Below are 20584 nucleotides of genomic sequence, written 5' to 3'. Positions count from 1 at the left end.
CTTCGCACACCGCTCCGCTCGGCCGGCTGCCTACTCTCCGACCAGCTCCCAGGACCAGGCTTTCCCGAGGATGCAGTACCGGCCGCTGTTGGTGGGGGTGATGCGCTCGGGAACGTAGCCGGGGTCGCGAACCTTGTCCGTTTCGGTAACGACGAGGGTGTCGCCGTCCCAGGCCGCTCGTGCGGTTGATCCCGCCGAGTTGATGTGGGCGGCGACCATTTTCGCGATTTCGCGGCGGAACAGCGGGACAGCCGCGTTGTTCCACGTTTCGTCGACGACCGCGGGGAAAATGGGCCCGTCAGCCGGGCCGGGGAACCGCACGAGCACTTCGCCCGCCTGCGGCCGCTTCATGATCCGGTGACGATTCTGCGCGATCCTGATCAAATCGTTGTGCTTCATAAGGACTCCCGAGATTGGGAAAAGCTGGCCTTGCAGCCGTAAGCGGCAGCAGGGGTGGCGCAGCCGGACGGCCGCGCCACCCCTGCCGTTGGTCAGTGGTCGACGCCGGAGCGGGACCAGCGGGTCACCGCGTCCCGCTCCGTGCGGGTGCGCTGGTCGACCTTGTCGTGGTCGTCCTGGAGCGCCCGGAGAAGACCGCCGGGGATGTGGGCATAGCGCTCCACCTTCGCGATGACATCCGTGGCGCGGGTGATCTCGCGCGGCTTGGTGTGACCCACCCAGAGCGTGGGGCCAGGGTTGCTGCTGTGGCTGGCCTTGGCGAAGAAGGTGCTGAGCACGTGGTCATATCCGACGACGACGCTGTCGGCGTTGGCCGGGTCGCGGGGAGTGAGGTGGTGCATGGTCACAGGGGCCTCCCGGGGCTGCGGTTGGTGAGCTGACGAGCTGCGGTTCAGCACGCCGGGCAGGGGCCCGTAGGGCGGACGGCCGGGAGCGTTCGTCCGACCGGGTGAGATCGCCGGAGGCGACCGAGCGCAGCGAGGCTTGTCTCACCCGGCCGGACCGGATGCACCTGGTCGGCTGTGAAACCCCCGACCGGTGTGCTGGCCTGGTTCGTTAGCGCAGTTCCGCAGCCCCGGGGCGGCGGGCTCGACGGGCATGCGACCTGATCCCCCGGCCGCCAGCCGTGACTTGTCCAGGTCCGGCACAGGCCAGGATCCATACGGTGCGACAGTCCTGTGAGGGCAGGCACCCGGTTTCCGACCGGGGTCGTCTGCGGGTTGTCAGGCAGGGGTGTGCCGTGCGGCCGCGTCGGCTCGTCGCCGTAGCTCGGCCAGCGGCAGCGGTCGCACGAGACGATTGCGCTGTTCCTTGAGGATCGCGACATCACCGAACTCGGCGCGGAACAGCTCTTCTTTGTGCTCGTAGTCGGCGTACCGCTCGGGATGCTGCTCCAGCAGGCGCAGCCAATGTGCCTGGCCACCACGGACACAGCACCCACCACAGTTCGCGTGGCTGAAGCCTTCCTGGTACGCGGCTGGAGGGGTCAGGCCGAGCTCGCGGGCCTCGTCGAGCATCGCGTCCTTGGTCAACGCCGGCTCTTCGATGAGCGGAAACTCAACCTGCCATGGCGCCCAGCCGCGGCGGATCCCAGGGACACGGCGCGCTTCGGTCACGTCGATCCCGACGTAGAGGGTGGTGGTTGCGGGATCCGCATTGGCCTCCAGCCAGCGCCGCGCCGGAACTTGCTTGAGGATCTTCGAGCACGGGGCGATACGGGCGTTCCCGAGAAACCGGGAATCCCAGTAGACCTCGAACGGTGTCCTGCCGTCGGCGACCCTGATCAACGGGACGCCGAGCTGATCCGCCGAGGCAGACAAGAATTCGTACAGCGAGTGCTCTTCGATGCGGGTGTCGGCGAAAAGCAGGACCAGGTCGCCGATCCCGTGTTGTGCGGCCACACGTTGGGCAGTGCACCAGCTGCCGATACCGCCAGAATATTGGATCACGTGCACGTCAGGTCTCCGTTCCGTGACCAGCACAACCGTGCAGCGCAGTACGATGCGCCGAAACTTCGGTTGCTGGGCAAGGGGTTGTGCTGGGGTGGCCGGACAGCCCTGGCGCCGAACCACCCCAGCAAGGGGCGAAAGTCAATCCCCCTTCCGGCGGCGCAACTCCTCCTTGGCCGCCCGGCTCCCTTCGACTGCCCTCGTCATGTCGGTGGGTCGGCGTTTACTGCGGCCTTCAGCGGCGTCTGCCGCAGCCGCCTTGGCACTCTTCTTGATGTCCTCGTCGGAGAATCCCTCGGTGGGCTGGTCGCTCATCGACGTAGTGGCCTTTCATGACTGCGCGACGGAGTCGCGGGCTCGGAAGGCAGCAGGCTTCGTGGTCTCGTCCTCGCTGCCTTGCCCGCCGGTTGGCGGGGCAAGGCACGAACAGGCCTATCGGCGCACGGACGGCCTGTGCGACGTGCTCGGCCGTCCGGGTGGGATCGCGCGTCAGCGCGACCGAGTGCAACGAGGCCTGTCTCACCCGGACGGCACGGGGTCGTCGTTGTGGCTGTCCGTGCGCCGATAGGCCACAGTGTCGCCGCCCCTCCGCGGGGATGGCGGCCACAGGCTGAGTCAGGAGTCGGCGCTGACAATGAGGAGCGCGGCGACCGCGCGGATTCGTAGGGCGGGCGTGGTGAATCGTCAGGTCCACAACGACGGCGCTTCTGGCTGGTTTCTCCTCCACTCTGCGATCCGTCTGGGCTCGCCAGGCAGTGATCAAAGCGGAGTGCGGTTGGTACGCAGGCACGCCCTGAGATGGAGAGAAGGTGGGACCGTGGGCCCGGCACGAAGTCTGACGGCCGGGCCCACGATGCTCAGCCGGCCTTCATCTCAGACCGGTGCCACCGGCGAACATCATCGAGTGCGGCGTCGATGGAGCCGAACCGGGTGACCCTCTCGGCACCGAAGGCGCTGCTGGTAATTTCCACGGTTACCCGGCCGTCGAAGTCCTGCTTCCAGAACCCCACGGGGAAGTGAAGCGCGATCGCACCGTCATTTCCGACAGTGACACTGCGGCCCTCCAGGTGCTCGTATGCCTGGCACAACAGCCATTCCAGCTCGGTGACCTTCGCTTGGAAGTCGTTGTTCGCGTACTCGGTGAAACCGCCACGCAGGCCGTACTCACGGGCCACGCAGAGCCTGCCGCGGTGATACAGCCGCTGAACCAGCACCCGGGCCGCGACGAGAAGCACGATGACGAGCATCCACACGATCAGGAAGTTGAGCCAGTTCAACCAACCCCAGTCCGCGAGGTTGAGCAGAGATTCACTACCGGGCGGCGGTGAGGCACTGGCGAGTAGCTGCGGGAAGTGATTCACACGGGTCTCCTGTGGACGGTTACCTGCCTCGTCCCGGCTGGGGCGAGGCGTCACCGTGAGACCGGCGTCGGCGATGAACGCCGGGAGCCTTCTGCCGCAGCCGTCCGGGCGGGCACGCCCGAGCGCAGCGAGGCGGGTCTCCCCTGCGTCGGCTGTGGTGAAGGCTCCCAAGGAGAACGCCGCGCCGGTCTAGGCTGTGACGCCCGCCCCTCCGGACGGAGGGACGGGCGTACGCCGGCCTCTGCGGCGGAGCGAGGTCAGGAACGGGATGACAACTTCACGACCGCGGCCTCGATGAACTTCAGTTGCGTGAACGGCGCGTTCCTGCTGAACGTCTTGGTGATCTCGCTCTGGATGGACGCGGGCGACGGGTTCTTGGTGCGGCAACTGTCGATCAACTTGACCGCGCTGACCACGTCTTTGAGACGTCGATCTGGCACCATGTGCAGAAGCTGCTTTGCTACGTACTCGGCTTTCTCCATGTCCGGCTCCTGGTCGCTGTCCTCCGCCAACGCGTGATCTGGCGGATGCGGTTTCCCCTCGTGGTGTTTGGGGCGGGCCCAGCCAGACCGGTGGTGGTGGACTGTCCGGGGAGCCGTACTCGGCCGTGCGGGTGGGATCGCGCGTCAGCGCGACCGAGCGCAGCGAGGGTCGTCTCACCCGGACGGCCGGGTGTAAGGAACTTCGGACGCAGCCGCCACCACCGGTTAGCGTCAGTCAGCCCTCAACGCGAAGGGGCCCCGCAGTCGCCGCGTCTGGGGCCGGTGGATGCTCGACCCGCGTCAGCAGCAAGCCGGACGTGGGGTTCGATTAAGTGAGAGCCAGACCGCTCGCGAATTCGGCCACTGGAGGGGGGCGGCGGAGTCGTTCCATCCGAGGCTCGTGTGGCGATTGCGGCTACACGTTGTGGAGCGGCACGAGATCCGGGGACCACCCGGTACTACGAACGGTGGACCGGAAGGCGTCGCTTGTCCTGCACGAGAGTTGGATGCGGTCTCGCTAGACAAAGTTTCGCTGGCTGCCCGCGGCGGTCCGGTGCGCGGGAGAGCGTCGAAGTTCGCTCGCTGCAACCTCCACAACGTGCGCGAACGTCCCTATGGGACGCCAACCCGACAAAGGGCGCACGTTTTACAAGAACTGGCCGTACCGTGCTTTTACGAAGCTGACGGGCCTCTCCGCGGCACGCAGCATGTCCGCGTGCGGCGGGACAGCGGCGGCGCTGCCGCGAGAGCGCCGCACCCCTCTCGGCGCCGGCAGGCTGGATCTACCTCACCCCTAGGGCGAACGCAATGAGGTTCCCATTGGCACCACTGTGCATCCATTCCCCGACATAGCCGAGCATCACCATCACCATCGCGGTGCCGGCGGCGTCTTCTTCCGCAGCGCGGAGTGCGGGGCTATCCATGATTCGCTCCGTCCGGGTCCGAGATGTAGGTGGCCACGTCCAGCCAGAGAATCGTTGTGCTGGTCACGTCGTGCGGATGCACGTCCACCCAGCGGCCGGACAATGCACGGTAGAGCGTGCACACGTGGTCACCGGCTTCGGTGTAGACATCCACGCGGTCCGCGCTGCGTTCGTCATATGCCGCGGCGTCGCCGTCAGCCTCAGCCCACCAGCGCATACTGACATCACTCATTACGTGGTCTCTCCCTTGCGTGTTCGTTGAGCGCAGAGTTCCGTCCGATATGGACAGGCGGGAACGGCGGTCTCGCCTCCCTGCGGATGGGAGACGAGACCAGGTGGCAGGGCTACACCGCCGACGCGGCCGCGTTCTCGACCCGAAGGTCCAGGACATCGCTGTCGACGACGCCGGTCCGGACGACGCTCCGCACCTGCGCCGACCCGAACGACAGGTTGGTGCACGCCTCCTGCCGATCGCAGTCGACGATCTCCCGACCTCGACGTCGTGCCCCTCGAACTCGTCGAGGCAACCGCAGTTCAGCTCGGCGAGGTGACGGGCCGCAGGCCGATGGCGTTTCCGTCGAAGATGAACATGTTGTGCTCCTGGCTGGTCGGTGCTGGGTGGACTGCCGCAAGGCCTGCGGGCCGGGGTGGGGGCAGGCAAGGGTGGCCGCGCGCGGCCATCGCGCAGCGATGCAAAGCGCCCTTGCCTGTCCCCACCGGTCTGCTGTCCTCTGGAAGTCCTCACAGGCTCGATCTGCCAGAGGCTGGCTCCTATCAGCTCCGGTTGTTGCTGGTACGCCAGGTAACGACCGTCGTGCAGGCGACAGAGGGAGTTGGCACGGAACGCACGCGGAGCCGATCGCAGCGGGGGTGGTCGCTGGTGACAACCCCCGCGTTACGGCACTTGCACGCCGCGTGCGAGAAGGCACCAAGGTGCGCTGGCGCGAACGATGTGCGAGTACCGTCGGCGCACCTCAGCTACCCGGCACATCCTCAGGCGACAGGTCTCGACCTCGCCCAGCAGCACGCGCTCCTGCCGTCGTCTGGTGCGGGCCAGTATGGCTTGGAGTCGGCCGGGAGCCGGTCACGTCGATTACGTGAGTCCTCCACCGCCGCCGAACCAGGCCTGGCGAACACGGGCTGGTGACGTCCCCGCACCCGCCGGGGACGTCACCAACGTCAGGACTCAGCTGCGGCGGCGGTCCTTAGCAGCACCCTGCAGCTGCAGGACGATCTTCAGAACCAGGCCCTCGGCCGTGTCGATTGCGTCGCGGGCTTCCTTCGCGTCCGACGTCATTCGCTCCTGCTCCGGCTTCTCAAGAATCTTCGCCGCGTGCCGGACCGGTTCGGCGACGAGGGCCTTGGCCTCGGACAAACCGTTCAGGGACTTCTTGACCACTGCGGCCAGAGCGTCGAGGTTGTTGGCTTCGGCGGAGTTCGCCATCGGATGTTCCTTTCGGTGTGTCCCGCCCGAGTTGGCGGGGCCCACGCGGGGAGCACCGGGGCCGGGGTGAGCACAAGCCGCCTGCTGTTCGCGGCTTGTGCTCACCCCGATCCCCGTGCATGCTGCGGTAGCCCCTGACAGCCCGGCGAACATTCCGCAAAGAACTCGTTGCCGACCCTTCACGCGGGCGATTGACCCGGGACTTGACCAAGAAGGTCGCACGGCACGAACGGCGACGTATTCGGGTGGTGCCTCGACTTGCGGACATCGCGTGAAGCCAGGTATCTGGCGGAACGCCCGTGGCGCGGTGCACGCAGCAGCTGCGGCATCGTCGGCACGATTGTTTGAACTGCACTCAGCCCGTGAGGTCTGCCGTTGTGTCTGCCTTAGACAGACACAACGGCGCCAAGAACCCTGCAGCGAGTCAGGATCGGCGAGGCAACGTCACCCGGTCCGCAGGACCTAAGCACTTGCGCCCGCGGTGCAGGCGACCGTCGAACGGCTTACCGCAGGAACATGGGCGGAGCGACTCGTCAGTGCTTCGCTGAACTTGTGACCTCATAGGCGCGGTAGCGCGCTTGACCGCCTCTTTCGCTGGATTACTAACTGCTTCGTCGACAATCTCTTTGACAGCCTTCTTCGCTGCGCGAGCGATTTTGCCCATCGTCGAGCTCCTTAATCTGATGGGTCGCCGTGAACTCCGGCGAGGTTGCGGGTTCCGCGGTGTTGGGGGCGGAACCAGCAGGAGCGGCGATCGCGGACCGGCCGGGGCGTGGCCGCTCGGCCGACCGGGTGGGATCGCGCGTCAGCGCGACCGAGCGCAGCGAGGCCCTGTCTCACCCGGTCGGCCGGGCGTGCGGCGCTTCGGGCGCAGCCGCGGACGTCGATCAGCGTCGGTGAGCCCTCAACACGGCGGGACCTCAGCTCACCCGCGAGTTACGAGCGGCTCACTGGGTTGGAGCAGAAGCCGATGCCGCAAACGGACCATCCGGGAGCTCGCATCAGGATTGGCGCGCTGCCACGTCATCGCGTGGTTGCTGGTGAGGCACTGCGGTCGGACAACGGCCCGGCTACTGCTCGTCTCCTGTCGTGACGTCGGCGGACGTCGAGGCGCTGCCACGTCGCTGGGTGTCGGTCAGATCCATGACAGCCATCAGCGCGGAGAGTTGCTTCATCAGGACGACCGGTTCGCTCCGTTCGGCGAGAGCGCGCTCACGCCAGTCAGCAGTCAGGGTGTTGCCGACGCCGAGCAGCACGTTCGTGCCCAATCCCCAGAGCACCACATTGACCGCGCAGCACGCGACGGCTAGCTCGTCGACGTCATTGCCTTCCCACGAGGCAGTCGCGGGATCGTCCCCGGCGCTGCGCATCGCCGCGGCGGCCGCGCGGAACATGCCACCGGTCCCGCAGGCAGGGTCGTTGACGGACTCGCCTGGCGCGGGTGTTCCTGCCAAGCGGGCTATCAGGTCGGTGAGGCTTGTCGGGGTGTAGTACTGGCCGCGGGCTTTCCACGACGATTCTGTCCGTACCGTGGTCAGCACGGCGCCGAGCAGATCGATCTCCCACCGAGTGGTGTCGGTCAGGCCGAACAGGTCCCGCCGCAGCATCTCATGGGCGACGGCGCACGCCGCCTCCAGCTTCTCCGGGGTCATTTTCCGGTCGCCCAACCACGGCTCTATCAGGGGCCAGGCTCGGTTCACCAAATCCGGACGTGCGAGAACGAACTCCTTCCACATCCGGCGAACCAGGTCGGCGAAGCCATCGGGCTCCAGTGCGCTGATCGCGCTCGCCAGGGTGGCCCGCCGCGAAGGCGGTGGGGCGAGCAGAGACAGCACTGCGACGACTGACACCGGGATCTCGAGTTCCCCGTGTCCGTGCCGGGCGTGCCAGACTTCGTCGACCCGTTCGGCGATCTTCTGGGCACGCTCGTGTGGGTCGTCGGCGGGAAGGGCGTGCTGTGTGCGGGCAATCATGCCGGCACCTGCTGGTCGCAATCTGCCGCAGCGAGCGCGCGGACTGTCGCGACGATCTCGCCGTGCAACGCGGCATCGCTCCCTGGCTCGTGTCCTGTTTTTTCCAGTCGGTCGGCCAGTTGCTGCAGGGCAGCGGCGACGTCCTGTGGAGTGACCGCCAGGTACAGGGCGCGGCCAAGTGCCTGGTGTGCCGAGACCAGTTGCCGCCAGAGCGCGACTTCCTCGGACAGGGGCAGCCGGGGATTGCCCGCGGTTCGGAAAGCCACGGTGTCCGCGCGCTTGCGCAGGAATCGCCGGTACGCCCGGATCAGAGCCATGCGGTCCGCGCCCACAGCAATGTCCCTCGTGCTGCGGGGAAAGGATGCGGTTCCTTCGGGGAGAGCTTGAAAAATCCAGGGCAGGACATCGAAAGACGAGGCCTGGACCATCCAAGTGGTGGCGCTGTCGGGTGCGCTGAGGAAGTGAGTGCCGGTGTGCTGGCTGGCCAGCTGCGCACGTCCTCCGGGAGTCTCCAACTGCCACAGGGTGCAGTCCTCGATGGCGTCGATCCCGAAGTCCGGGGACCGGAAGACGGCGGTGAGAGTCCTGAAGCTGGCGGTGACGAGCCCTCGAACTGCCCATCCGGGAGCAGACGCGCTGGGTGGTGAGCTGACGACAGAGAGGTCGGCGCGGATGACGGCAGGCATGGCCAGAGTCCGTTCTTCGGGCGCCGGATGACGTCCGGCGGGCGGCGCCCCGGTGTTCCGGGGCGCCGCCCGCAGGCCGTCGGCGAGGCACGCGCGCAACTGGGCGACGCGCTCGCTCGTCCGGGGTGTGCTGCGCCGCTCCGAACCGGCGCCCGGCACAACACCGTGTGGCTCACCCGGACGAGCTGGATGGCGGAGCCCTTGGGCGCGTGCCTCGCCGACGGCTACCGTGAGGCGTTCCGGAACACCGGGGGACGCTCGCGACAGCTGACTGGCAAGCGCAGCAGCACGAACCGCCCGGATACGAGGGTCAGCACTCGCGGTACACGAGCTGACATGTCCCTTTCGGCGGGTTGTGCCGTGTCCTACCCGTCCATCAGGTAGTGGTTGCCGGACTCCGGAGAATGAGACTGGACGCCGGTAGCGGGGTTGGAAGCCCTCGCGCGCTCATTCAGGTGGATCGACGAGGCGCCCAAGATGTGAAGCGGCGCCGCCACGCCAGTGCGGGCCGACGTGGCAGCGTTCAGCAGCTTGCGTTCAGGTGCGGTCGATCACGAACTGGATGAAGTCTTCCCGCCGCATCGGTGAGCTCTCGGGGTAGTCGCTACCGAGCAGTTTGGCGATCGCTGCGGCGGTGAGGTGGTCCTTTGTGTACAGGTCTTGGATGCGGCGGATGGCGCGCTCGAGGATTTCGTCCTTGCGGCGCGGCCGGTAGCCGAGGAACATCGTGGCCTTCCGCACGAGGTCGTCGATGTTGCGCACCGTCGGGTTCTCCTTTGTCGCAGTAGGTACGTGGTTGTGGGGCGCTGTGAGAAACCTCTGGGCCCGCACTGACGACTCGGTGCGGGCCCAGAGGCGTGTCCAGAGGCGTGTTGAGACCTATCCGTGCTGCGCCACCAGGTTGCTGATCTTCTTCTGGTAGTCGGCTCGGCTGACGGAGATGGTCTCGCCGTCCACGGAGATCGAGATCAGGCCGTGCTGGTTGGTGAAGTGGCCCGGGGCTCGCTTTCCTGCGGCTTCCCATGCCGCCGCAGGAGTGGCGGCATGGCCGCGCTCTTCCCGGCTATCACCCTTGATGAGCCACCCGAAATAACCCTTCGGCACAGGGAATTCCCTTCCTATGAATGAGGTGTGCGGCCTGCGAGAGAGAAAGACTGTGGCAAGCAGGCTCAGCGGAGCTCGATGTAAGTGCTGTGGCTGAACGCCTAGCACTGGCAGAGAACTGTTTGCGACCGGCAGCTACACCGTCGAGTACTGTCCTAAAGGGACAGACTCGACGGTGTAGCTGAGGAGTTCGCCGACGACTCAGTTAGTCGATTCCGTTTTCGCGGAACATCTGCCTGGCCTCGGCTTTCAAACATGCCGACTTGTTGTGCTTCCGGCCGTCGAGCGGCTTCTTGCAGCCGCCGCAGTGAGCGGCTTTCACCTGCTCGTTGGTGCTGATCACGGCCTTGGGCTTGACGGCTGCCGTGTATCCGCGCTTCGCCGTCGTGGTTACCGTGGTGGCCGCCGCCTTGGCCGCCTTCTTGGCGGGCTTCTTCACGGCCGCGTCCACGGCCTTCTTACCCGCCTTCTTGGCGGCGTCTTTTGCGACTTCCCCGAGGGTTCTCATCTGGCTTGGGCTCCCGTTGACGTGTCGCTGAGCACCTTGTGGTGGTGCGCCCCCGGTGTTGGGGGCGGAGCCAGCAGGACCGGCGATCGCGGACCGGCCGGGGTGTCGTGCTCGGCCGACCGGGTGGGATCGCGCGTCAGCGCGACCGAGCGCAGCGAGGCTTCGTCTCGCCCGGTCGGCCGGGCGTGCGGCGCTTCGGGCGCAGCCGCGGACGTCGGTCAGCGTCGGTGAGCCCTCAACACGGGGAGCAGCAACCGCTGCGTGCGCGTCGCGTGTCAACGGGAGTCCAGCCTGGACCGCTGTGGTCGGCCAGTCGGACGCGGAGTCGGTCTGGCCGTCGGCAACTGCTCTCAGGTCATGAAGTTGTGAGTCTGCGGAACCCAGGTGCCATGCGCGTCGCGAGTAGTTTGCGTGCTGAAGGCGGATCGTTGCGGGGTCCGGCGCCTCTGGGCTGCTGTCGGTTGAGGCTCGTGGGTCAGGTGTTTCGTTCGCTGCCGGCCGCGGCGCTGTCAGGCATCCGGTAGACGGCGGTGCCCCATTTTCGACACGTCAGGTTCAGCGGTTCCCACGGGTTCGCGCGCAGGAACCCTGCGTCGCCGAGTGCTGCATCGGCCGCTGTGGCGGTCTCCAGGTTGCCGTGGTCGTCCACTGTGGCCGGACAACTCGGGTCAATGAGAAGATCGGCTCCGTCCTGTCCTGCGGCCAGTACGACCACCCTGCCGTCGACAGGTGTCCACTCGGTTTCGTGGGGTGTCGGCTCGGCCATGGCGCCCTCGCGCATGGTGGCGATCGCGTTCGCCCAGGGGATGCCGAGACGGGCTTGCCGTTCGCCGGACGAGAGTTGGTCGAGTTCGAGGATCTCGTCGACGGTGAACACCGCGTTGCCGTCATGGTCGGTTGCCGCGGTGAACCGCCCGAGCGGTGGCACGACGCGATCGACGGTGCCGAGCCATTCGTCGGTCGCGTCCTCGTACACGGTGAACGCCGCTTCCGGTGCCACCTGGGTCAGGTCGTCGATCAGGACGGCTACGTCACGCCCCACGAGATCGGAAGACATGTAGGCCTCACCGAGGTGAAGAGTCTGGCGGGAGTCGGGGTCGTCGTCGGTGAGCCCGCGGGCGCGGAGTACCGCGGCGACGGCACGGACGCGATACGGCGGGCATGAATGGACGATCAGGGTGATGCGGGTGTCGCTCATCAGCTGCTGCCTTCAAGGTTCGGCACCGCCAGACACCCGGCCAACGGTCGGGCGTCTGGCGGTGCGGGGTGCCGGTGTCAGAGGTCGAGCAAGCTGCCCAGGACGCGGTTGGTGAGGCGTTCCTGCAGCAGGGCGCGGGAGAGCAGGCGGCCGGCGGCGAACTCGGCAGCGACGAACTCGGCGAGTGCCTGCGGGCACACCCGGGCGGCTTCTCGCATCCACGCCCCGCGTTCGGTGCCCGTGCCGTCGGTGACTTGGCCGTTGAGCAACATGCGGAACTGTGTGACGTCGCTCCGTTGATTCAGGGGTCTGCTGTATCCGGTGAGGCAGTCGGTACAGCCGCAGTCGTGTGGGTCGATTCGGTTCAGCGATTCCGCCATGCCGGTGTTCCTGATCGTCGAGAGGTGCGTGGACCAGGTCCCCGGAGCGGGCGACCGTCACCGCCGTCCAGGCAAGATGTTCGCAGCCGCGCGGCGGTGCGGGCCTGGACGGCGGTGACGGCGTCTGCTGGCGTAGACCGGGTCCGCACCCGGGCGATCAGAAGTGCCGCGCGGGTGTCCCGAGCGCCGAAGCCCAGGTGCGGATCCGGTCGAGATGATCTGACTGGATGCCGGTGCGTGGATCGACGTGGCTCAGGAGAGTCGGTGTCGCGAGGCGCTGCTTGTCGAAGTCGGCTCGCGCGGCCGCGAACGCCGGGTCGTCGTGGTCGTCATCAAGCCATGCCAGAGGCCGACCCGCCGCGTAGCGCGCGACCGTGGCCCATTTCCAGTTGCCGTCGCGGCGCCAGCCCTGCGCACCGGCGCCATCGGAGAGAACGTCTTCCTCTGGAAACTCGATCACCGGTAGCCGTGGCAACCCGATCGCCGGTCCGATGTGGGTGTTGGCTTCGTGCTGCCAGGTGGTGCACCACATCAGCTGGAGACCGGTGTCGGCGGCCAGGTCGAGTAAGGCGGTCCCGTGTGCCGGGTTGAGCCACACGCGCATCCCTCGGTGTTTTCTGGTCTGCCGTCCGGAGAACCAGCCGCCACTGGAGGTGTACCGGAAGGTCTCGAACCCCCGCGGGCGGCGGTGCCGCGGTGCCGCGTAGGGGTTGAGGGGGCCGTCGACGTCGATCAGCAGCAGGCCCGTGTGGTTCATCGTGTCCTCCGATTCGTTGCAGTGCTGAGCACGCTGTCGCTGGTGGGCGACCATGGCGTCCCCTGGCAGGGACGCCATGGCCGCTGGCCGGATCAGGTCGTGACGGCTACGAGCCCTTTCCGGCACTTCAGGACAGCCTGGTAGAAGTTGCTTTTGTGTTTGTGCTGGTACTTCGGGCAGTCCTGCGGTACGCACCGCCAGGTGTGCGTGTGCGGTGACAACGTGCATTTCAGGCTTGGCTAAAAACACTTGTCGATGTGTGTGTGTGTGGCTCACGGCGTCTGTCCACTTCGGTCGCGCTGGAGATGGGACGAGCGCGCCGGAGCACGGTGGATGGGGACCGCAGGGCGGGCAAGAGCCGCGCGCCCGGGCCGTCCGGGGTGGGATCGCGCGTCAGCGCGACCGAGCGCAGCGAGGCTTCGTCTCACCCGGACGGCGCGGGCGTGCGGCTCTTGCCGCGAATCCCCGTCCTCCGTGCTGGTGTCACCCGTTCCGCCTCTGCGCTGAAGTGTGGCGAGCAAGCCGCGCGGCAGCTGCGAGTGAGGCCAGCCGGGCCTGGTGCCGCCGGATGCCGGTCAATCGTTCAGCTGGGACGAGATGGCAGGCAGGCGGCCTGAGATTCAAACGGTGCTATGGGAGGTCGTAGATGGTGGTGGAGATCTCGCGAGCGGTGAGCTGCCGGTCGAGGAGAGTGGCGATCTTGTCCCAGCTACCGCCGGCGAGACCGGTCCCGATCCGAGGCAGGTGCACGGTTGCGTCGAGTTCGACCACGTGGTCGGCGAGAGTGGCCAGGCAGGTGTCGAGCGCTTCGTAGCGCAGCGGCACAGGGTTCTCGCGGGTGCGGTAGCCGTGCTGGGCGACGAGGTTCGCGACCCAGGTGTCCGTCTCGACCTGCACCAGCTGCACCGCGCCGAGCTCAAAGCCGGACGTTCGGCTCCATTGCCGGTAGTGGTGTTCGGGCTGCGGCCATCGTCGTGACACCGCGAGGACGAAGCCCCGTCCCCATCCGCCGCGGTCGTTGCAGACGTGCCCGATTACCTTGTTTCCCGGTGCGCCAGGGCGGGTCGCGTCACCGGTCACGTACTCCAAGGGCATGAGCTGATCCTTTCAGAATTCAGGGCTTCCTCGGTGCCATGGCCGGGTGCCGCAGGTGGCCGGAGTGGGCAGGTTCCGCTCGGTGCCCTTGCAGGAAGATGCGAAGGTGACCACTCGCGTCCATTGTGGACACGAGCGGCCATCGGCGCCTATCCGGTTTAGAGGGCAGAAGTCAACCCGGCCGGGTACAGGAGCGCGTCCGAGTCGATGTCGAACGGCTTCCCGTCCATCGTGAAGGGCGCCACGCCTAGGCGGGCGAGACGTTTCGCTTCCTCATCGTCTTCTGCGTAGTCCCAGCGTTCGTCTTGACGAACTTCGGCGTAAATGTGTGAGTGGCCGAACTCGCAGGTGGTGCCGCGGCCATCGGGCAGGTGCCAGGACAGGCCGCCGCATTCCACCGTGTAGGTTTCGCCGTCTTCGGGGTGGGTGCGGGCCAGGAGCCAGTCACAGGCCCAGACCAGCCCGGCGGTGCAGCAGGCGCGGACGGCGTCGATCGTCGCGTGGATGGCGGGTTTCCCATCATCATGGCCAGCACGGTTTCCGCAGGTGATCGACATGGGTTCTCCTGTTCGGGGTGATGCTCGGGGACGAGCGTGGCCCGAGCGAAACCGCGTGTGGCGTGGAAAGGGTGGGCCGAAGGCCCATCGCGCGCGACGCCGAAGGCGCCCTTGAAGCACCACACGCGGTTCCGCTGGCATCGGCTTGTCCTCCGGCTCAGCACCGCGACAGCGAGGACCAGGCCGCCGCGCGACCGCTGGCCCGGCTCGCTGCCGGGCGGACCACGAGACGAGATCCCGGAGCGGATCCGTCTTCTGGCCCTTCCGCAGCTTGGCCAAGTTGACGTCTCAAGCCTGGCTGGCGGGTACACAGCGCGAGGCTCATCCGAGGCTGTCGTAGACTGGTGGCCGCTCGTTCCCCGTAGTAGCGGGGCTGGTTCGACGCCACCAATACGCGTGAGGAACGAGATGAATTCCGAGAATCGACAGTCATTCGACACCTTCATGGCGTCCGTGGGCGCCCAGCCACAGACCTACCTCGAGGCCTTCGCCGCAGCCCAGCGCGACGGTCACCCCCGGTTCGGCGACTACCTGACACCGGCCGGCGGGGACGCTGATACGCCGGCTACGTACCGCACTTGTCATCTGACGGCGTTCTGGGACGACCAGAGCTGCGGGCGTCTCGGCGAGTTCCTCGCCGGTTGGCTGGAGTCTCCGGAATCCCCCTGTGACGCCGCGAGCAGGTGGGGCATGCTGCACCGCAGGTTGAACTATCCGCTCCAGCTGGCGACGTTCGTAGAACGGATCCACGGGCCTGCTCCTCGTCGGGGAGCGGCCTTCGATGCGTCACTGGACAACGCACTGGCACTGCTGCGCAGTACTCGCGCCCATGAGGGTGCCGAGTTCCTGGCACCAGTGATCAAGAGGCTCTACACGCGAGCAGGCACTCTCGGCCTGCTGGGGTGAGCCGGATGGTCGCTGTGGCGAGGACGGTGGCTGACACAGCGGAGCAGACATCGCGGTGAGACCCGTCCGGGAGTCGAACCCGGTGGACGACGGCTTTGCAGACCGCCTCACGACCGTCGTGGTACGGGCCGAGCGTACGGATGAGCTGGTCGCGCGCCGTGGTGCTGACCCACGTCGGCCGGGGTTATGAGGCCCAGCTGGTTACCGAACCGCGCGCGTAGCCACGAGTGTCCGTGGCTGATGTGGGGTGACCGACCGGACTCGCACCGGCTTCGCCTGGAGCCACAATCCAGGGCCTCGTCTGCTTCGGCTTCGGTCACAGTCGCCCCGCCAGAACTCGAACCTGGGACCTTCCGCGTGTCGGGCGGACGCTCTGCCGGACTGAGCTACAGGACGGCACTGCCACCAGCGGGTGACAGTGCTGTGCGCGTGCCAGGACTCGAACCTGGGGCTCCCCGGTGTGGGCGAGGCTCTGTCGCCGCTGAGCCACACGCGCTAGGCCACCGATCCTGCGGTGGTGTGGTGGAGAACGAGGGGATCGAACCCTCCAGGATGATCGTGCGAGGATCGTCTGCGCACCAGCGCGTCCCCCATTCCCCGGCCGTGCCCGGGCGGGGCTGCCAGTCTCCTGGCAGCCCCGGGTCTTTGTGCGAGGTCAGAACGGCCACCTCGCGGCGTGGCCCGCTTCCAGTAGCGGGATCATCGCGAACCCTTGATCGGTCAGGCCGGCGAAGGTGTGCCGGTGGCGGCCGCCGCTGGGTGCGTGGCCGTAGCGGTACCCCGCGAGGTTCCAGGTGTAGAGCGGCGTCGCCGCCGGAAGCATCCGGCCGACATCGCCGCCGTAAGCGGCCTGCTCGTCGGTCAGGATCACCACCCGGTCATGGCCTCGGAAATGTGTGCGCACTGCGCCTTCGGTGTCGGTTCCGCCGTTGAGGAAGAACCCGCCGGACACCCAGCGGTCGACGGCCTTCAGCAGCGACTCGTCCTCGCGTAGGTCGAAGACCTTGGGAGTGGGCACTCCAGGAGCCGCCGGAGAACGACACGACGTCCGCGTTGGCGCAGCGGCTGCCGAGAGCGAGCCCGAAGACCGCGGCGGCGTCCCACCGGGCGAGGCTGCCGTCCTTGCTGAACCTGTCCGCCATCGAGCCGGAGGTGTCGATCAGGACGAGCGTGTTGCCCTCCAGCCGCGGAACGTTGGCCAGGGAGTGGGTGATCGCCTGCTCGAGGGCCCAGGCCCAGCGCAGCGACGGCGCCGAGCGGTATGCGGACAGGAACTGCATCGGGAACAGCTTCGCACCCGTGACCTGCTCGGGGTCAGCGATCCGGTTCGCGACCTGTGCGGCGACGTCGTCGGAGACGCCCGAGTTGTCGAAGTTGCGCAGGTTCCGGACGAGTGCCATCAGCCCCATCGAGGGGATGATCGCCTCCCATGCTGCCGCGTCCATCGGCCCTTGTAGCCAACCGGCCAGCGACTCCCAGGTCATCCCGGCCGCGCGCAACCGGCTCGGGTCGTCCAAGGCCGTGTGTCGTTCGTCGACGGGCAGATCGAGCAGCGCCTGGCGGCGGGTCAGCAGCGGAAGGGTCTCCGGAACCGGGAGACCGGACTGGTAGCGCTTTTTGACGATGTAGTCGAACAGGGAGTGCTGCAGGTCGCCGCGGATGTGCTGGGCGCTGCCCTTGCGGTCGCCGGGGTGGGTGAGGTTCAGCAGGTCGGCGAACCGGTATCCGCGGCCTTCGGAATCCCACTTGACGTAGTTGAATTCGGTGCCCAGGCGCAGGATGGCGTCGGCGACACCACGCTTGACCGGCATCGGGAAGGCTCGGCTGTACATCTCGGCCCAGTACGCGAGCATCTCTCCGGGTTCGTCCGCGCGCCGCAGCACCGAGAAGATGACCGACCGGTTGGTGACAGACTCGCAGCTTTCGCCGTGGTCCAGGCGCGCCTTGACGAATTCCGCCGCACCGACGAGGGACGCGGTGCGCATGTTCGCCTCGTGCCGCAGCCAGCGCAGGAACCGGGCGGTCCAGTCTGGATAGTTCACCGCGGCTTCCCGGACGAGTTCCGCGTAGCGGGTGTCCCTGTTGTCGGCGTTCTCGTAGAAAGTGTGCTCCCCCACCATGTTGCTGACCGCGAGCAGGAACAGTTCGGACTGGACGTCGCGGGCGTAGCCGGCGGCGCCTTCGTGGGTCAGGCCGCTCGGGGTCGTCTCGGAGAAGACGGGCGAGGTCGCGGCGGGTCGGGCGCTGCGCGTGTTGAACTTCGACATGTCGGCTCTCTCGTGTCGAGGAAGCCGACGCAAGGGTTCAGGCGAGGCCCGAGATCACAGCGGTGAAGGTGCTTTTTAGGAGCTGCTCTGCCGATTGAGCTACCAGACCGCAGCCTGGACGGGACTCGAACCCGTAACCTGCTCCACTGCGTGAAGGAACCCTCACCTTCGCAGCGGGCCTCGCCTGACCATGTGCGCGACTCCCGAGATTAAGGCGCCCTACGGTGTTGGATTCCATTGCGGTAGAAGTAACCGTTGGGCTTCGCAACGGGAGTTGCGTGTCCACACGAGACCGCGGCCTTCGTTGAGCGAACCGGGTTGCGGGAGGGGGGCTACCGCATCCGGTCCGTCGCCGCCGGCCTTCCTTGTCGGTGGTCTGGCGTGTGGACGGGCGCAGCCCAGCAGGCCGTGGGACAGGTCCGCGCTCGCGCGGATCGGCGGGGGTTCCGGCTCGGTCACCTGGTGTGTGATCGCCGCAGGCGACCCCGGAGGGGCTTGTCTCACCCAGGTGGCCGGGCGCGGGTTCATCGCCGACGTGCCTGTTTCCGGTCTGCTGCCGTCCGGCGTCCACATCCAGGCCGCCACGAGGAGAGCCGCGCGACAGGGCCTTGTCAGCGCGGATGCCAGCTAGTCGACATCCATGAACCGGCGGAGGGACTCAAATGATCACAGACCCCGAAGGCAGCCCCATCGAGGAGGGCGCGCCGGTCGTAGCCTGGCGCGACGGTCATGCCTTCACCGCTACGGTCAAGGAGATCAGTCCCCACGATCCGCGAGATGGCGATCGTACTTGCGGGTGAATTCGACAACTTCCTCGATCTGGGCCTGTGAGATGCCCGGAACCTGGTCGCGCAGGTAGGTGGCGACGGTCTCGGGTTCGGGGTAGGCGAACCTGAGGTGGTAGTGGAAACGTCCGGGCCTGTTGAGCATGAACTCGTTGACCAGGCTGAGGTTGTTGACCGAGAGGATGTAGAGACGCTTGGTGGTGCTCAGCCCGTCGAACAGGCTAAGGAACTGGGTCTGGGACATTTCGTCATCGCCGCTGAGCGTGAAGATTTTTTCGAACTCATCGAAAATGACGGCCACCTCGCCAAGTTCGTCCAAAAAGGACGCCAGGCCTGGTGTCGACTCCTGCACGAGAATCGTGGGCAGCTTCAGCTGATCGCGGGCCTTTTCGGCGAGCATCCGGAGCATAAGCGATTTGCCCATTCCTTTGTCTCCCGACAGGATCGCGCCCACAGAACGGTTCATGCGCTCGTAGCCGCGGATGATGCGGTCCACCCGTCGAGCGTGGGAGCCGTAGACGGTTTCGTCGCCGGGGGCGAGCGGTGCGACCTGACGGAGGCTGTGTCCGCTCATCTGGTTGAAACGGATGGAGTAGGTCGCCACCGGCAGCCGCGGGTAGGTCTGCACGGAGTCGTCGAAGAAGCGGTACTGGCCGCCGGAGGCAACGATGGTGGAAGCAGGCATGAGGGCTCGCTTTCGCAGATAGGAAGCTGATGAGGTGCAGCGACGTCACCGCGCCCTGCCTGCCGCCGTCTGACGAATGTCGTCGGGCGAGCGCGGCTCGGGTGCTGGGTGATCTGCGTGCCGAACATCAGGCCGTCGCCGGGCCCGCAGGGGCGCGATGGCCCGGCCCACGGGTTTGGGGCCGGGCCATCGCGCGCATCCGGCGATGGTCTGATCGGCTTCACGCAGGTCGCCGAGCCCGGCGCCCTTCGCCTGGCACCGTCTGCTGCGGTCGTCCGCGGGAACGGACCGAACGCGCGCGGAACTCCTCTTCAGAGCTGTCGGTTGGCAGCGTCCTTACGGGCAACCCATTACGCCCGCAGCGCCGTGGATTGGAGCATGTCGGGTGTGGTCGTCGAGGAGGCGAATCTCGGCGCCGATGATGACGCGAGGATGTCTCTTGCCTGCGCTAAGGCGTGCTGTCCGTGATCACAGCCCAAGGCGTGCGCCGACATCGGCAGGGACGTCGAGGCCTGAGATTGCACGCAGCGCCACCTACGAGAAGATCGCCGCGGGTGTCACAGACGAGCCCGCACGACGTGAAGAAGCATCGGGGCTACCTAGGACGTTGTCCGATCGCGTAGCGGTCGTGAACTCTCGTCGGGACTGGATGCACCAGCATGTCGACAGCGATCGTGGAGCAGACCGGCCTCAACTTGGTGTCGGCTCGGTACTAAACCGGTGGTGTGTCATTGCGGCGGCGAAGGAAACCAGCCTCCCAGAGGCCATCCTTGTATCGTCACGACCAACGCAGCTCTTGGTCGGTAAGCCAGGGCCCGAACCGGTCGACGACAATGCGGCGGTGACGCAGCCAAGCGGTCTCGTGGTCAATGCTCCCGGCAATGCCGAACGTCACCAGTGCGTAGCCGTCTGGACCCATTGTTTCGTCGTTGTCCGTGTCGGGATACAGCCCACCGTCAGCGGCGTAGTGAACCGCAACTAATGCCTCGGCGCCTTGGCCCGGCGCTGCTTGCAGCATGCACACGGCTCCGAAATCGTGCACGTGGTGGTGGGCAACGGGTGACAGGCCGACTGCTGCGCAAGCGTGTGTGAACAGTTTCTTCGCATCCCCGCTGGGTCCTGGACGATGACATCGGACGAGACACCCATGGTCCTTCTTCCCGCTAGAGCTGCTGCCGCCAGAACACTCGGTCCAACCTAGTACCCCCGTGTTTGGAGGGCTGCGCCGCTGAATACAGCGAGCCCTCTACACGTGTGCTTCCGCACCCGCCGCCAGCTGACGACGTGTGAAGGTTACGCGGGCCGGTCAGAGCGGGTTCGACATCGCTAGAGTCGCTGTCGCGTGATGGTGCCGCTCTACGCGGTCGCCGATCCAGGCAAATTGACCGGCACCAGTGGCGCCGAACCCGAGAACTGAGCACGCCTGGCTTGAGCGTGACGGCAGGCCCAGGCTCGACGCGCACTGTAACTCACCGGGTCGTGAAGTACTTCCGGATCCGCGCAACGACGCCGCGAACTGGACGCGGGAACGCGGCTGGACAAACAGGACACACCGCGAATTCGAGC

Annotated in this window: 23 protein-coding genes and 3 tRNA genes; 1 reads left to right on the top strand and 25 read right to left on the bottom strand. The window is 66.8% G+C overall.

Annotation, left to right across the window (positions count from 1 at the left end; all coding sequences use genetic code 11):
- Positions 1-30: 30 nt before the first annotated feature.
- The 18 genes from ACLJQ7_RS01250 to ACLJQ7_RS01165 all read right to left on the bottom strand — a co-directional run bounded on the left by ACLJQ7_RS01250 (position 31) and on the right by ACLJQ7_RS01165 (position 14375).
- Positions 31-399: a hypothetical protein gene (locus tag ACLJQ7_RS01250; protein ID WP_410646226.1), complete on the bottom strand. Its 369-nt coding sequence runs from the start codon at positions 397-399 to the stop codon at positions 31-33.
- 92 nt (positions 400-491) lie between these two features.
- Positions 492-806 carry a hypothetical protein gene (locus ACLJQ7_RS01245; RefSeq protein ID WP_410646225.1) on the bottom strand — a complete coding sequence of 105 codons (315 nt, stop codon included), beginning with the start codon at positions 804-806 and terminating at the stop codon, positions 492-494.
- A 375-nt stretch (positions 807-1181) separates the two neighbouring features.
- The gene (locus ACLJQ7_RS01240) at positions 1182-1859 is read right to left on the bottom strand and encodes a hypothetical protein (protein WP_410646224.1); all 678 of its coding nucleotides are present in this window, start codon (positions 1857-1859) and stop codon (positions 1182-1184) included.
- A gap of 189 nt (positions 1860-2048) precedes the next feature.
- The gene (locus tag ACLJQ7_RS01235) at positions 2049-2222 is read right to left on the bottom strand and encodes a hypothetical protein (protein ID WP_410646223.1); all 174 of its coding nucleotides are present in this window, start codon (positions 2220-2222) and stop codon (positions 2049-2051) included.
- Positions 2223-2764: 542 nt separating this feature from the next.
- Complete coding sequence (locus ACLJQ7_RS01230) at positions 2765-3268, bottom strand: hypothetical protein (protein ID WP_410646222.1); 504 nt, start codon at positions 3266-3268, stop codon at positions 2765-2767.
- A 257-nt stretch (positions 3269-3525) separates the two neighbouring features.
- A complete protein-coding gene (locus ACLJQ7_RS01225) occupies positions 3526-3750 on the bottom strand; it encodes a hypothetical protein (protein ID WP_410646221.1) in 225 nt (74 codons plus the stop codon).
- 915 nt (positions 3751-4665) lie between these two features.
- Positions 4666-4905 carry a hypothetical protein gene (locus ACLJQ7_RS01220; RefSeq protein ID WP_410646220.1) on the bottom strand — a complete coding sequence of 80 codons (240 nt, stop codon included), beginning with the start codon at positions 4903-4905 and terminating at the stop codon, positions 4666-4668.
- Positions 4906-5859: 954 nt separating this feature from the next.
- The gene (locus ACLJQ7_RS01215) at positions 5860-6117 is read right to left on the bottom strand and encodes a hypothetical protein (protein WP_410646219.1); all 258 of its coding nucleotides are present in this window, start codon (positions 6115-6117) and stop codon (positions 5860-5862) included.
- Positions 6118-7187: 1070 nt separating this feature from the next.
- Positions 7188-8090 carry an N-6 DNA methylase gene (locus ACLJQ7_RS01210; RefSeq protein WP_410646218.1) on the bottom strand — a complete coding sequence of 301 codons (903 nt, stop codon included), beginning with the start codon at positions 8088-8090 and terminating at the stop codon, positions 7188-7190.
- Complete coding sequence (locus ACLJQ7_RS01205) at positions 8087-8776, bottom strand: hypothetical protein (RefSeq protein WP_410646217.1); 690 nt, start codon at positions 8774-8776, stop codon at positions 8087-8089. The genes ACLJQ7_RS01210 and ACLJQ7_RS01205 overlap by 4 nt, the downstream gene beginning before the upstream one ends.
- A 537-nt stretch (positions 8777-9313) precedes the next feature.
- On the bottom strand, positions 9314-9538 hold the full coding sequence (locus tag ACLJQ7_RS01200) for a hypothetical protein (protein WP_410646215.1): 225 nt from the start codon (positions 9536-9538) through the stop codon (positions 9314-9316).
- Positions 9539-9655: 117 nt separating this feature from the next.
- The gene (locus ACLJQ7_RS01195) at positions 9656-9880 is read right to left on the bottom strand and encodes a hypothetical protein (RefSeq protein ID WP_410646214.1); all 225 of its coding nucleotides are present in this window, start codon (positions 9878-9880) and stop codon (positions 9656-9658) included.
- A 205-nt stretch (positions 9881-10085) separates the two neighbouring features.
- Positions 10086-10319, bottom strand: coding sequence for a hypothetical protein (locus ACLJQ7_RS01190; RefSeq protein WP_410646213.1), 234 nt, complete (start codon positions 10317-10319; stop codon positions 10086-10088).
- A 544-nt stretch (positions 10320-10863) separates the two neighbouring features.
- Positions 10864-11586, bottom strand: coding sequence for a hypothetical protein (locus ACLJQ7_RS01185; RefSeq protein ID WP_410646212.1), 723 nt, complete (start codon positions 11584-11586; stop codon positions 10864-10866).
- A 77-nt stretch (positions 11587-11663) separates the two neighbouring features.
- The gene (locus ACLJQ7_RS01180) at positions 11664-11858 is read right to left on the bottom strand and encodes a hypothetical protein (RefSeq protein ID WP_410646211.1); all 195 of its coding nucleotides are present in this window, start codon (positions 11856-11858) and stop codon (positions 11664-11666) included.
- A 265-nt stretch (positions 11859-12123) separates the two neighbouring features.
- Complete coding sequence (locus ACLJQ7_RS01175) at positions 12124-12723, bottom strand: HAD domain-containing protein (protein ID WP_410646210.1); 600 nt, start codon at positions 12721-12723, stop codon at positions 12124-12126.
- A gap of 630 nt (positions 12724-13353) precedes the next feature.
- Entirely contained in the window at positions 13354-13818 is a 465-nt protein-coding gene (locus ACLJQ7_RS01170; protein WP_410646209.1) for a macro domain-containing protein, read from the bottom strand.
- 158 nt (positions 13819-13976) lie between these two features.
- Positions 13977-14375, bottom strand: coding sequence for a hypothetical protein (locus ACLJQ7_RS01165; RefSeq protein WP_410646208.1), 399 nt, complete (start codon positions 14373-14375; stop codon positions 13977-13979).
- A gap of 408 nt (positions 14376-14783) precedes the next feature.
- Between ACLJQ7_RS01165 and ACLJQ7_RS01160 the strand changes: the two genes are divergently transcribed.
- Positions 14784-15281, top strand: coding sequence for a hypothetical protein (locus tag ACLJQ7_RS01160; RefSeq protein WP_410646207.1), 498 nt, complete (start codon positions 14784-14786; stop codon positions 15279-15281).
- A gap of 58 nt (positions 15282-15339) precedes the next feature.
- Here ACLJQ7_RS01160 and ACLJQ7_RS01155 read toward each other — a convergent pair.
- From ACLJQ7_RS01155 to ACLJQ7_RS01125, 7 genes are all read right to left on the bottom strand, one after another.
- Positions 15340-15411: transfer RNA gene (locus tag ACLJQ7_RS01155), tRNA-Cys, on the bottom strand.
- A 192-nt stretch (positions 15412-15603) separates the two neighbouring features.
- Positions 15604-15677 (bottom strand) — tRNA-Val (locus ACLJQ7_RS01150).
- A 28-nt stretch (positions 15678-15705) separates the two neighbouring features.
- Positions 15706-15777, bottom strand: a tRNA-Val gene (locus tag ACLJQ7_RS01145).
- A gap of 159 nt (positions 15778-15936) precedes the next feature.
- Positions 15937-16155, bottom strand: a complete 219-nt coding sequence (locus ACLJQ7_RS01140) for a hypothetical protein (RefSeq protein ID WP_410646206.1) — start codon at positions 16153-16155, stop codon at positions 15937-15939.
- 4 nt (positions 16156-16159) lie between these two features.
- Positions 16160-17548: a TROVE domain-containing protein gene (locus ACLJQ7_RS01135; RefSeq protein WP_410646205.1), complete on the bottom strand. Its 1389-nt coding sequence runs from the start codon at positions 17546-17548 to the stop codon at positions 16160-16162.
- 756 nt (positions 17549-18304) lie between these two features.
- On the bottom strand, positions 18305-19018 hold the full coding sequence (locus ACLJQ7_RS01130) for an AAA family ATPase (RefSeq protein ID WP_410646204.1): 714 nt from the start codon (positions 19016-19018) through the stop codon (positions 18305-18307).
- A 778-nt stretch (positions 19019-19796) separates the two neighbouring features.
- Positions 19797-20036: a hypothetical protein gene (locus tag ACLJQ7_RS01125; RefSeq protein WP_410646203.1), complete on the bottom strand. Its 240-nt coding sequence runs from the start codon at positions 20034-20036 to the stop codon at positions 19797-19799.
- Positions 20037-20584: the final 548 nt, after the last annotated feature.

It is taken from the genome of Amycolatopsis sp. cmx-4-54, from assembly GCF_046548895.1.
Taxonomy (GTDB): Bacteria; Actinomycetota; Actinomycetes; order Mycobacteriales; family Pseudonocardiaceae; genus Amycolatopsis.
The sequence above is the reverse complement of the archived record's forward strand: the minus strand, read 5'-3'. Positions and strand labels throughout refer to the sequence as shown.

Coding starts and splice junctions, on each gene's coding strand:
- ACLJQ7_RS01250 (WP_410646226.1), bottom strand. CDS start 399: ATGAAGCACAACGATTTGATCAGGATCGCGCAGAATCGTCACCGGATC.
- ACLJQ7_RS01235 (WP_410646223.1), bottom strand. CDS start 2,222: ATGAGCGACCAGCCCACCGAGGGATTCTCCGACGAGGACATCAAGAAG.
- ACLJQ7_RS01225 (WP_410646221.1), bottom strand. CDS start 3,750: ATGGAGAAAGCCGAGTACGTAGCAAAGCAGCTTCTGCACATGGTGCCA.
- ACLJQ7_RS01220 (WP_410646220.1), bottom strand. CDS start 4,905: ATGAGTGATGTCAGTATGCGCTGGTGGGCTGAGGCTGACGGCGACGCC.
- ACLJQ7_RS01215 (WP_410646219.1), bottom strand. CDS start 6,117: ATGGCGAACTCCGCCGAAGCCAACAACCTCGACGCTCTGGCCGCAGTG.
- ACLJQ7_RS01210 (WP_410646218.1), bottom strand. CDS start 8,090: ATGATTGCCCGCACACAGCACGCCCTTCCCGCCGACGACCCACACGAG.
- ACLJQ7_RS01205 (WP_410646217.1), bottom strand. CDS start 8,776: ATGCCTGCCGTCATCCGCGCCGACCTCTCTGTCGTCAGCTCACCACCC.
- ACLJQ7_RS01185 (WP_410646212.1), bottom strand. CDS start 11,586: ATGAGCGACACCCGCATCACCCTGATCGTCCATTCATGCCCGCCGTAT.
- ACLJQ7_RS01180 (WP_410646211.1), bottom strand. CDS start 11,858: ATGTTGCTCAACGGCCAAGTCACCGACGGCACGGGCACCGAACGCGGG.
- ACLJQ7_RS01175 (WP_410646210.1), bottom strand. CDS start 12,723: ATGAACCACACGGGCCTGCTGCTGATCGACGTCGACGGCCCCCTCAAC.
- ACLJQ7_RS01170 (WP_410646209.1), bottom strand. CDS start 13,818: ATGCCCTTGGAGTACGTGACCGGTGACGCGACCCGCCCTGGCGCACCG.
- ACLJQ7_RS01165 (WP_410646208.1), bottom strand. CDS start 14,375: ATGTCGATCACCTGCGGAAACCGTGCTGGCCATGATGATGGGAAACCC.
- ACLJQ7_RS01160 (WP_410646207.1), top strand. CDS start 14,784: ATGAATTCCGAGAATCGACAGTCATTCGACACCTTCATGGCGTCCGTG.
- ACLJQ7_RS01135 (WP_410646205.1), bottom strand. CDS start 17,548: ATGTCGAAGTTCAACACGCGCAGCGCCCGACCCGCCGCGACCTCGCCC.
- ACLJQ7_RS01130 (WP_410646204.1), bottom strand. CDS start 19,018: ATGCCTGCTTCCACCATCGTTGCCTCCGGCGGCCAGTACCGCTTCTTC.
- ACLJQ7_RS01125 (WP_410646203.1), bottom strand. CDS start 20,036: ATGCTGCAAGCAGCGCCGGGCCAAGGCGCCGAGGCATTAGTTGCGGTT.